The following is a 9,427-nucleotide window of genomic DNA, read 5'->3' as shown; positions in this document are numbered from 1 at the left end:
CGGCCGAAGTCCGCAGCGGGCGGCCGGAGGCCGGGTCGTGAGCACCCCCGTGGTGTCGGCCGCGCGGGCGTAGGCTGCGGTTGTGGACACACCTCCGGCGCTCCCCCGGCCCCAGCGGGTGGCACAGGCCTTCGTCGCGCTGGCCGACACGCTGGTGACCGGGTTCGACGTCATCGAGTTCCTGCAGCAACTGGCGGAGCAGTGCGTGGAGCTGCTGCAGGTCGACACGACCGGGATCATGGTGACCGATCAGCGCGGTCACCTGCGGCTGATGGCGGCGTCCAGCGAGCAGACCCGGCTGCTGGAGCTGTTCCAGCTCCAGAACGAGCAGGGCCCGTGCCTGGACTGCTTCCACTCCGGCCGCCCGGTGCACTGCGCCGACCTGTCCGGCCCCGAGGCCGCCCGGTGGCCGCGGTTCGCCTCCCGCGCCCGGAACAGCGGGTTCGCCGCCGTCACCGGCCTGCCGATGCGGCTGCGCGCCGAGGTGATCGGCGCGATCAACCTGTTCCGCGCCGAGCCCGGCTCCCTGAGTGACCAGCACCTCGCGCTGGGGCAGGCGATCGCCGATATCGCCACCATCGGGCTGCTGCAGGAACGCGCGATCCGCCAGGGCGAGGTGCTCAACGAGCAGCTGCAGACCGCGCTCAACAGCCGCGTCGTCATCGAACAGGCCAAGGGCGTGCTGGCCGAACGGCACGACTGTTCCATGGACGAGGCCTTCGCCCTGCTGCGCCGGTACGCCCGCGCCCACGACCGGCTGCTGACCGACCTGGCCCACGCGGTGGTCTCGCGCTCGGTGGACGCCGACGAACTCGGCCGGCCCGGCCCCGCCTGACACCGCCCGTCCGGCCGACAACACCACCCGCAACCGACCCCCCGGCGGACGAGCCGAGGACGGCCGTGCCGGTGCCGTTCCGCCGTGTACGTCAGAGGCTCGGGCCCGGCTCCTGATCGCTGTCCAGCGTGAGGCGGCGTCCCAGAATCTGCCGGGCCAGATCGCTGAGCGGCTCGTCCTGCAGGAACGCATGGGCGCGCAACCGCAACAGCGCCTCGCCGACCTCCAGCCCCAGTTGGGCGGCCAGCATCCCGGCGGCCTGGTGCACCACCGGCGGGAAACCGTACGGCGGCTCACCACCCACCGCCGCGGGCAGCGCTCCCGGCGCCGGATGCGACCGAAAGGCCACGCCCGCGGCCACCGCCGCGAACGCGACCCCGTCCGCCACCTGGTCTTCGGTCAGCGGACCCGCCCGGCGGCGATAGAAGTCCACCACCCCCAGCCGCACCCCGGCCACCTGCAACGCAAAGGCGAACACGGCCCGCGCACCCCGTCCCGCCACCACCGGCGCGAACCCCGGCCAGCGGCCGGCCGCAGTCTCCAGGTCCGCAATCAACACCGGGACCAGACCGGCGTAGGCGTCGGTGCACGGCCCCTGTCCACAGGCCAACTGCACCTCTTCGACCAGCACACCCAACGGATCTGAGGCGCAGTGCAGCTCCCGCACCCCCGGCGCCGCCACCAACGTCACCCCGTACCCGTCGGCGCCCATCACCTCCGCACCCGCCCCGCACACCGTTTCCAACGTCACCGGCCCGCCCGCCGCTGCCCCGTGCTCCGCCGCCCGCTGCCAAGCCCATTCCTGCCGATCCATATCCGCACCGTAACCCCGTCCAGCCTCCACATGCCCGAATCCCGCCCACCGACGATCAGGGCCGCCGCCGGTAAGGCAGGCGGAGCACCCGGCCGGTGCAATGCAGAGGGGCCGGATCCGGCCATACCGTGGATGAGCTGGGCGAGTAAACGTACGTTTTGGTTATCCAAACGATCGATTGGACGCCCCGTGGCCGACGGTACCCGTGAACGGATCATCACCGAGGCGCTGCGCCTGTTCGCCGAGAAAGGATACGCCGCGACATCGGTCGGGGCGATCGAGGAGGCGGCCGGGCTGTCCCCGAGGTCGGGGGCCCTCTACACCCACTTCGGATCCAAGGAAGAAGTGATGGCCGCGGCGGTGGACGATGCCGTGCGGCTGGCCGAAACCGGTTTCGCCCTGGCGCCGATGCTGCCGCTGGGCGATCTGAAGGCCGAGTTGACGCTGGTGGCCCGCGGTTCGCTGGTGCTGATGAACAACTGGCGCAACCTCATCCGGGTCATGACGAAAGAGCGCGACCATTTCCCGGCCGTCATGGCCGACGCGCGGACCCGCCTGTTCGCCAAGTCCCATGAATTCCTGGCCGAATGGCTGGCCTCCAAAGCGCCCGATGCCGCGGGCCGCGACTTCGAAGCGATCACGGTGATCTGGCTCGGAGCACTGGAGAACTACTGGCTGACCTGCAACCTCCATGACGGCCCGCCCTTCGGGATGGACGAGGAACGTTTCGTCCAGCAATGGGTCGGCACTCTGCTGCTCGTCCTGGGAGACAAGCGATGACACCGACCCGATTCGACCTCAACGCCCCCGAGGTGATCGCGGACCCCTACCCCCACTACGCCTGGCTGCGTGAGCATGCGCCCGTCTACCATGACCGCGACCTGGGCCTGTGGGTGCTGAGCCGGCACGACGACGTGGCCACGGCGTTGCGCGACAGCGACCGCTTCTCCTCCGACACGGGCGGCCCCTGGTCGGACCTGTCGGCCAACCCGTTCAACCCGTCGATGAAGGTCGCCGCTCCGGTGGCCCGGGCGGCCCGGCGGTTGCCCGCCCCCCGGGTGCTGCTGACCAGCGATCCGCCCGACCACACGATGCTGCGGCGCAAGGTCAGCCGCGCCTTCACCCCGCGCCGGATCGCGTCCTGGGAACCGCGCATCAGGCAGATCACCGAACGGCTGCTGAGCCAGATGACGGCGCGGGGCGGACGGGTCGACCTGGTGCGCGACCTGGCCTCGCCGCTGCCGACCACCGTGATCGCCGAAATGATGGGGGTGCCGCCCGAGCGGCAGGACCGGTTCAGGCGGTGGTCCGACAAGGCGATCGACGGCCTGCTCACGAACGGCTCTCTCCGCAGCACGCTGCACGGCACGGCCGCGATGTCGGCCTACTTCGCCGCGGCCGTACGCAAGCGCCGCAGGAACCCGCGCGACGACCTGATCAGCCTGCTCGTCACCGATGGGGACGAAGCGCCGCTCAGTGCCGGCGAGCTCGTCACGTTCTGCATCCTGCTGCTGGTCGCCGGCAACGAGACCACGACCAACCTGATCTCCAACACGATGCTGGCTCTCATGGACAATCCGCGAGCCATGGAAATGCTCCAGGCCGATCCCGGTCTGGCCGGGGCAGCGGTGGAGGAGACGCTCCGCTATGACGGACCCGGCCAGGGGCTGCTGCGGCTGACCAAAGCCGATGTGACCTTCGGCGATGTCACCATCCCGGCCGGGCACCGGGTACTGCCGCTCATCGCCTCTGCCAACCGCGACCCGAGGCGCCATCCCGACCCCGACGCCTTCCGCCTCGATCGTGGCCGGACCGACCATCTGGCCTTCGGCACCGGCATCCACTTCTGCATCGGGCACGCGCTGGCCCGGCTGGAAAGCACGGTGGCGATCGAGTCGTTGGCCCGTCTCGGGCTCACACCGCGTCCGGCGGGCACGCCCGAGCGGATCAACAGCCCGGTGCTGCGCGGCCTGCGCACGCTCCCGCTGACCCTGACCTAAAGGTGCGGACGGCCTGCATCACCCACGCCGGTGGTGCAGGAACACCACTCGCCGCGCCCCGCCCGTAACCCCAGTTCGAGTTCTCCCGTCGTGGTGGGCGTGGACGAGGGGCGATCACGCCACAGGTGCGGCGCGGGCGGTGAGGCGTTCCCAGTTGCGGTGGGCGATGTCGGCCTTCTGGTCGTCGGTGAAGGGGGCGTCCTCCAAGAAGGAGCGGGCGGCGCCGTTGCTGGTGTCGACGTAGGGGAAGCCGCCGGGGCGGAAGCCGTAGGTGAAGGGGTAGTCGGTGGAGTACAGCATCCGGTCGGTGCCCATGACCTCGGCGGTCCAACGCAGGTAGCGGGGGCTGTTAGTACCGCTGCCGGCGACCCAGAAGTTCCGCTTGAAGTAGTCCGCGAGCGGCCGCTGGAGGCCGCCCGCCTCGGCGAAGAATCCGGTGTGGTCGAGGTAGAACATGACGACCTCGCCCCAGTGTCCGGCGATCACCTGCAGGTCGGGGAACCGGTCGAAGACACCCGAGAAGATCATTCGCAGGTACTGGACGCCCAGGTCGTAGTACCAGCCGATCGCCGCCCCGGCCAGCGGCGTGCCGATCTGGCCGATGTCGGAGTAGTAGGCGTCGATCACCGGCTGGACCGGCATCTGCGGGTGGAAGTGCAGCGGCACTCCCAGGCGCTCGGCGGTGGCGTACAGCTCGTCGTTGTCGGGATGGTCGGCCAGTTTGTCCCCGGTGCGGCCGTACAGCATGGCGCCGGGGAAGCCCAGCTCGCCCACCGCGCGCTCCAGCTCGGCCGCCGCCGCGGCCGGTGACTGGGTGGGGATGGCGGCGAACGCCTGGAAACGGTCGGGGTGCGAGGCGACGATCTCCGCGAGCTGGTCGTTGGCGTCATGGGCCACCGTGATCGCGTCGGCCTCCGGCAGGTCCTGCACACCCGGCGACGACAGGGACAGGACGGCGACGTCGATGCCCTGGTCGTCCATGTGGGCGATCCGCCGCTCGCCGACCTCGCGCAGGTTCTCGGCGATCGGGCCGTCCCCGAAACCGCGGGCGGGGATCCTGGGCGACCCGGCCCGCTCGTACGCCTCGTAGACGGCGGGCACGACGACGGTCTCTTCCACCCCGATGATCCGCAGACGGTCGGACATGGTGACGCTCCTTGCGCTGGCGGTTCCGACGGAACCGTGGATGCGTTATCAACGCTAACAATCTGAGGTTAGCGGCAAAAAATCAGTGATAGCAAATCGCTGTTAGCATGGATTCGTGGGGAGTGTTCCGACGACAGGGCGCGACGAGACGAGGGCGGCGATCGTCCAGGCCGCGGCCCGCCTGCTGCGCGAGGCGGGGACGGCCGGGGTCACCACCCGGGCGGTCTCGGCGGCCGCCGGTGTCCAGGCGCCGACGATCTACCGGCTCTTCGGCGACAAGGACGGGCTGCTCGACGCCGTCGCCGAGCAGGTGATGGCCGCCTACGTCGCCGACAAGAGCGCAAGGGCCGGCGCCGAGGCCGGCGATCCCGTGGCCGACCTGCGCACCGGCTGGCATCTGCATGTGGAATTCGGCCTGGCCAACCCTGACCTGTTCGCTCTGCTCGCCGCCCCGCAGCGCAGCCGCGGCTCCCGGGCCGTCCAGTCCGGGACGCAGGTGCTGCACCGCCGCGTCCAACGGCTCGCCGAGGCCGGCCTGCTGCGGGTGGACCAGCAACGGGCCACCGACATGTTGCACGCCGCCGGAACGGGCGCCGTCCTCGCGATCCTTGCCCTGCAGCCGCAGCGGCGCGACCCGGGCCTCGCCGATGCTCTTTTCGACGCCGTCTCAGCGGCGATCCTCGCCGACGCCCCGGCCGTCCCCGCACCCGGCTCCCTCGCCGTCACCATCGCGTTCTCCACCGCCGTGCCGGACCTGCCTGCGCTCAGCGCGGGAGAGAAGACCCTTCTCGGCGAGTGGTTGGACCGCTCGATCACTGCCCTGCGGGACGGGTGACCGACGCAGATGTGGCGCCCTCCTCACATGTGAGCACGTCGGCGAAGGCGAAGCTCGCCGGTGCGTGACTGCGGGCGGCGGGGATGTCGGACCCGACGTCGGAGCCCCACAGCGGGGTGCGCGCCATCAGGGATCACTTAGGCCCGGACCCTCGCGCCGACCAGGCCCTAGACCTGGTGCAGGTCTGGGGCCCGGTCGCAGCCGCCCGCGCAAGCTCTTCACGTGGCGTGGCGCATCAAGGACCACGGCGCAAGTGATCAAAGCGAAGCAGCGTCCACGCCACGATCAGCTCCATCTTGGGGTGCTCCTCAGAGGCGGGATGTGTGGCGGGTCAGAGGCTGCGGGCGGTGATGTCGCCGTTGGCGGTGGTGGCGTTGATGGTCAGGTCGGTGGTGCCGTTGTTCTTGAGGGTGTTGGTGACGCGGCCGTGGGGGGTGCCGGCGTTCAGGGAGGCTGAGATGCCGGGGGCGGCGGCGACGGTGATGTCGCCGGACTGGGTGCGCAGCACCACCGCGCCGCCCGTCGCGTGGTTGATGCAGATGTCGCCGCGTGCGGTGCTGATGTCCGCGGGGCCGGTGAGGTGGCCGACTTCGACGTCGCCGTCGGTGGCGGTGAGTCGCACGCCGGTGGCTTCGTCGATCTTGGTGTGGCGGTGGGCGCCGTCGAGGGTGGTCGTCACCGACCGCCCGGTTGCGTGATGCGTTCTAGCCATCGCTGCAGGAGGGCGGTCTCGGTCGGTTCCAGGGCCTCGGTTCCGGCGAGATCGAGTTGCGCGTGCAGGCGGAGCGCGGCGGTGTGCAGCGGGTCGGCGTCGTTCTGGGCGGCAGTCGTGGTCAGGACGTGCGAGAACACGGCGTCGCGCATGCGGTGGGACGGTGTGGGGTCCTCGAACAGGGCCGGTCTGGCGATGTGGTCCAGGGCGGTCCCGATGTTCGCCGAAAGGATCAACTGGGCGGCGGTTCGCGGTTCGAGCTTCAGCGCGCCCGCCGCCGCGCAGCGGGTGAGCGACGCCACTAGCAGGTCCATCACGCGATCTCGCGCCGTCGAGTGCGACCACGGCCGCGGAGTGAACATCAGCTGGTAGAGGGCCGGGTTGGCCTGGGCGAACGCCATGTGGCCGTCCCAGCCGGCGTGCAGGTCGGCGACCGGGTCGTCGGTCTGCTCCTGGGCGGCCTTGAGCGCGGTATACCGCTCGTACCCGTGGTCGGCGACGGCGTCGAGCAGCCCGCGCTTGTCACCGAACAGCCGGTAGAGCACGGGCTGGCTCACGCCGACCGCCTCGCAGACGGCGCGCGTCGCGATCTCGTGGTCCGAGGACGACGCCAGTTGCCGCTCCGCGGCCTCGATCATCGCCGCGCGCAGCGGGTCCGTCTCTGCCATGAGATCGATGATACCGCCAGCCGCTAGCGACGTTACGAAGCTGTGCTACCGTCGAAACGTAACACCGGTACGGCCAACTCGTATCCGCGATAAGACCGAGGGGTTTCCATGGGTGATCAGCGTGTTGCCGTCGTCAGCGGCGGCTCCCGCGGGATAGGCAAGGCGATCGCGGTGGCGCTGGCGGCGCGCGGTTGTGCGGTCGCGGTGGGGTTCCAAGGGGCGGCCTCCGCCGCGGCGCAGGTGGTCGAGGAGATCACGGCGTCCGGTGGGCGGGCGATCCCGGTCCAGGCCGACGTGGCCGACGAGCACGCCGTCGCGGAGATGTTCGACGCGGCGGAGAAGGCGTTCGGCGGGGTCGATGTGGTCGTCAACTCGGCGGGACGGCTGGCGCTGTCCCCGATCGCCGACCTCGACCTGGACGAACTGGACGCCCTGCACCGCACCAACATCCGCGGCGCGTTCGTGATGGCCCGGGAGGCCGCACGCCGCGTACGCGAAGGGGGCGCGATCGTCACCCTGTCCACCTCTGTGGTCGGCCTGCAGTTCCCGACCTACGGGGCGTACGCCGCGAGCAAGGGCGCCGTCGAGGCAATGACGTTGGTACTGGCCCGCGAGTTGCGCGGACGGAACATCACGGTCAACGCCGTCGCGCCCGGCCCGACCGCCACCGAACTGTTCCTGGACGGCAAGGACGAGGCGACGATCCAGCGGCTCGCCGAGCAACCGCCCCTGGAGCGGCTCGGCACCCCCGAGGACATCGCCGAGGTCGTCGCCTTCCTGGCGAGCCCGGCCGGGCACTGGGTCAACGGGCAGGTCGTGCGCGCGAACGGCGGGATCATCTGATGGCCGCCACACGACAGGTCATCGTCGTCACCGGGGCCTCCAGCGGGTTCGGCCGGCTGACGGCCGTGGCCCTGACGCGAGCCGGGCACGCCGTCGCCGCCGGCATGAGGCGGCTCGCCGACCTGGCCGTCGGCGCCGTCCTGGACCGGTACGGCCGCCTCGACGCCGCCGAGGACCTCCTGTCCTCGACCGCCTCACTCTGAATCACCACCACACGAAAGGTCGTCATCATGCCGTTCGCCAACCTCAAGGTCCCCGCCGACACCCTGACCCCCGAGTCGAAGAAGAAGCTCATCGACGCCGTCACCGACGCCTACGCCGACGTGTACGGCGAGCGCGCCAGGGCGACCACCCTGGTCCTCGTCGACGAGGTTCCCGACGGCGGCTGGGGCCTCGGCGGCAACATCCTCACCGCCGAGATGCTCGGCCGCAGCTGACCGACCCCCAACGCCGGGCCGGGCAGGCGACTCCCCGGCCCGGCGCACCACCCGCGTGTCGGGCGTTGTCAGGAGTTGGGGGTGGCCACCAGCCGGCCGACGACTCCGCCTGCGCGCAGGCGGTCCAGGGCGGCCGGGATCTCGTCGAACCCCACGGTCGTGGCGGGGATCTCGAGCTGACCGCTCGCCATGTAGTCGAGCACTGCCTTGATCGCATGCGGCGGGCCGCCGCGCGAACCCTTCAGCGTCACGGGCTTGGAGGTGAGTTCCGCGGTGGAGATGGTGGCCTCGCTGCGGCCGACGCCGACCTGCACGACCAGGCCGCCCGGGCGGACGGCGGAGATCGCCCCGGCGGTCGTCGTCCCGAAGCCGGCGAAGTCGACGATGGTGTCGAGCTGGAGGGGGGCGAGCTCCAGGACGTCCTCGACGATGTCGGTGACGCCGCGTTCCTTGGCGATCGACCACGTCTCCCGTCGCGGCTCGGCCGCATAGACGGTGGCTCCCAGCAGGGTCGCGAGGCGCGCTCCCGTCATCCCGAGGCCGCCCAGCCCGACGATGCCGATGCGGTCCCCCGCCTTCAGGTCGGCGGCGTGCACGGCACCGCCGTAGGACGTCGCGCCCGCGTCCACGGCGGCGGCGCCCTGGACGAACGAGACCGAGTCGGGCAGGCGGATCAGCGATGTCAGCGGGGCCAGGCACTTGGTGGCGAAGCCGCCGTCCGCGGTCCAGCCCGCGGCGTAGGCCTCGTCGCCGGCGAAGACGACGCGGTCTCCGACCGACAGCCCGTCGACCTCAGGTCCGATCTCGGAGACGACCCCGGCGGTCTCGTGCCCGAGGATCAGCGGAACGGTCGGAGGCGCGATCACACCGTCGAGGAAGCCCACATCGCTGTGGCACATGCCCGCGGCCGTCACGTCCAGGACGGCGAATCCCGGCCCGGGGACGGGGTCGGGCCTCTCGATCAGCTGCAGCGGCTGGTGCGCCCCAACGAATTGCCAAGCTCTCATCCGTGGCTCCTTCGCGACCGGGACCGCTCATCCGCCGGCGCGGCGATGGCGGGCGACTATTTTCGAGACGATCGTATCGTAAATAGCATCTCCGCACACCGGGTCATTCCGCGCACACCAGTACGGTGGT

The 9,427-nt window shown here is 70.9% G+C and carries 12 protein-coding genes; 7 read left to right on the top strand and 5 right to left on the bottom strand.

Going from position 1 to position 9,427, the window contains the following annotated elements; genetic code table 11:
• Positions 1-82 precede the first annotated feature (82 nt).
• Complete coding sequence (locus tag ABD296_RS33985; RefSeq protein WP_344276847.1) at positions 83-835, top strand: GAF and ANTAR domain-containing protein; 753 nt, start codon at positions 83-85, stop codon at positions 833-835.
• 91 nt (positions 836-926) lie between these two features.
• Here ABD296_RS33985 and ABD296_RS33980 read toward each other — a convergent pair whose 3' ends face one another.
• The gene (locus ABD296_RS33980; protein ID WP_344276844.1) at positions 927-1,649 is read right to left on the bottom strand and encodes a GAF and ANTAR domain-containing protein; all 723 of its coding nucleotides are present in this window, start codon (positions 1,647-1,649) and stop codon (positions 927-929) included.
• Between the two features lie 189 nt (positions 1,650-1,838).
• On the opposite strand from ABD296_RS33980, the gene ABD296_RS33975 reads away from it, so the two are divergent.
• Positions 1,839-2,429, top strand: a complete 591-nt coding sequence (locus ABD296_RS33975; RefSeq protein WP_344276841.1) for a TetR/AcrR family transcriptional regulator — start codon at positions 1,839-1,841, stop codon at positions 2,427-2,429.
• Positions 2,426-3,649, top strand: coding sequence for a cytochrome P450 (locus ABD296_RS33970; protein ID WP_344276839.1), 1,224 nt, complete (start codon positions 2,426-2,428; stop codon positions 3,647-3,649). Before ABD296_RS33975 ends, ABD296_RS33970 begins: the two co-directional genes overlap by 4 nt.
• A 114-nt stretch (positions 3,650-3,763) precedes the next feature.
• Here ABD296_RS33970 and ABD296_RS33965 read toward each other — a convergent pair whose 3' ends face one another.
• Positions 3,764-4,795: an amidohydrolase family protein gene (locus tag ABD296_RS33965; protein WP_344276836.1), complete on the bottom strand. Its 1,032-nt coding sequence runs from the start codon at positions 4,793-4,795 to the stop codon at positions 3,764-3,766.
• Positions 4,796-4,910: 115 nt separating this feature from the next.
• On the opposite strand from ABD296_RS33965, the gene ABD296_RS33960 reads away from it, so the two are divergent.
• Positions 4,911-5,630, top strand: a complete 720-nt coding sequence (locus ABD296_RS33960) for a TetR/AcrR family transcriptional regulator (RefSeq protein WP_344276834.1) — start codon at positions 4,911-4,913, stop codon at positions 5,628-5,630.
• Positions 5,631-5,961: 331 nt separating this feature from the next.
• Here ABD296_RS33960 and ABD296_RS33955 read toward each other — a convergent pair whose 3' ends face one another.
• Entirely contained in the window at positions 5,962-6,309 is a 348-nt protein-coding gene (locus ABD296_RS33955; protein WP_344276831.1) for a DUF4097 family beta strand repeat-containing protein, read from the bottom strand.
• Positions 6,306-7,010, bottom strand: a complete 705-nt coding sequence (locus ABD296_RS33950; RefSeq protein WP_344276828.1) for a TetR/AcrR family transcriptional regulator — start codon at positions 7,008-7,010, stop codon at positions 6,306-6,308. The genes ABD296_RS33955 and ABD296_RS33950 overlap by 4 nt, the downstream gene beginning before the upstream one ends.
• Positions 7,011-7,118: 108 nt before the next feature.
• Between ABD296_RS33950 and ABD296_RS33945 the strand changes: the two genes are divergently transcribed.
• From ABD296_RS33945 to ABD296_RS33935, 3 genes are read left to right on the top strand one after another with little or no spacing between them, the layout of a single operon-like run.
• On the top strand, positions 7,119-7,853 hold the full coding sequence (locus tag ABD296_RS33945) for an SDR family oxidoreductase (RefSeq protein ID WP_344276824.1): 735 nt from the start codon (positions 7,119-7,121) through the stop codon (positions 7,851-7,853).
• Positions 7,853-8,056, top strand: a complete 204-nt coding sequence (locus ABD296_RS33940) for a hypothetical protein (RefSeq protein WP_344276821.1) — start codon at positions 7,853-7,855, stop codon at positions 8,054-8,056. Before ABD296_RS33945 ends, ABD296_RS33940 begins: the two co-directional genes overlap by 1 nt.
• A gap of 27 nt (positions 8,057-8,083) precedes the next feature.
• Complete coding sequence (locus ABD296_RS33935; protein ID WP_131760693.1) at positions 8,084-8,290, top strand: 4-oxalocrotonate tautomerase family protein; 207 nt, start codon at positions 8,084-8,086, stop codon at positions 8,288-8,290.
• Positions 8,291-8,358: 68 nt separating this feature from the next.
• Here the strand turns inward: ABD296_RS33935 and ABD296_RS33930 are convergent, their stop codons facing one another.
• Positions 8,359-9,297 (bottom strand): alcohol dehydrogenase catalytic domain-containing protein, encoded by a 939-nt coding sequence (locus ABD296_RS33930; protein WP_344276811.1) that lies wholly within the window; start codon positions 9,295-9,297, stop codon positions 8,359-8,361.
• Positions 9,298-9,427 lie beyond the last annotated feature (130 nt).

It is taken from the genome of Actinomadura napierensis, from assembly GCF_039529375.1.
GTDB lineage: Bacteria > Actinomycetota > Actinomycetes > Streptosporangiales > Streptosporangiaceae > Spirillospora > Spirillospora napierensis.
Note: the sequence above shows the minus strand (reverse complement) of the source record. Positions and strands in the feature narration are given on the sequence as shown.